A 717-nucleotide genomic window follows, 5' to 3' on the forward strand; every position below is an offset into this window, starting at 1 on the left:
TGAGCACAGCACCGTCGGTCACGACGCCGACGAGCGCCAGCGAGGAGAAGCAGTGATCGAGCTCGCGAGATCACCAATGAGCACAGCACCGTCGGTCACGACGCCGACGAGCGCCAGCGAGGAGAAGTAGTGACCGACCCCCGCGAGCCCTTCGAGACCGACAGCCCGGTCGAAGGCGCCTCCGCTGCCACCGACCTGGCCACCGACCTCGACGATGCCGAATTCGAGCAGCGCGGCTCCGTCGACCTGGAGACCGGCGCCGGCGAGACCGGCGCCGCCGAGGGCTCCAGCGACACCACCGACCTCGACACCGCCACCGAGGTCTCCGACGTGACGCCGGAGATCGAGGGCGGCGACCCCGACAGCCTGGTGAGCGACCCGCTCGCGGCGCCGGCGGCCGACTCCGAGGTCACCGTCGAAGAGGACGAGGACCCGGCCGAGGCGATGAAGAAGGCGCTGCGCATCGCTCCCGGCGACTGGTACGTCGTGCACTCCTACGCCGGCTACGAGAACAAGGTGAAGACCAACCTCGAGGCGCGGATCCAGTCGCTGGACGTCGAGGACTACATCTATCAGATCGAGGTGCCCACCGAGGAGGTCACCGAGATCAAGAACGGCAAGCGCGCGCAGGTCAACCGCAAGGTCCTGCCGGGCTACCTGCTCGTGCGCATGGAGCTCAACGACGAGTCGTGGGGCGCCGTCCGGAACACCCCGGGC

At 68.9% G+C, this 717-nt stretch carries 1 protein-coding gene; it reads left to right on the forward strand.

The window, feature by feature from the left end:
* Positions 1 to 129: 129 nt before the first annotated feature.
* Positions 130 to 717, forward strand: a 588-nt coding sequence (locus tag E4P40_RS27780; RefSeq protein ID WP_280790672.1) for a transcription termination/antitermination NusG family protein, incomplete at its 3' end; no start/stop codon positions are given.

The sequence above is a fragment of the Blastococcus sp. CT_GayMR20 genome (genome assembly GCF_004570345.1).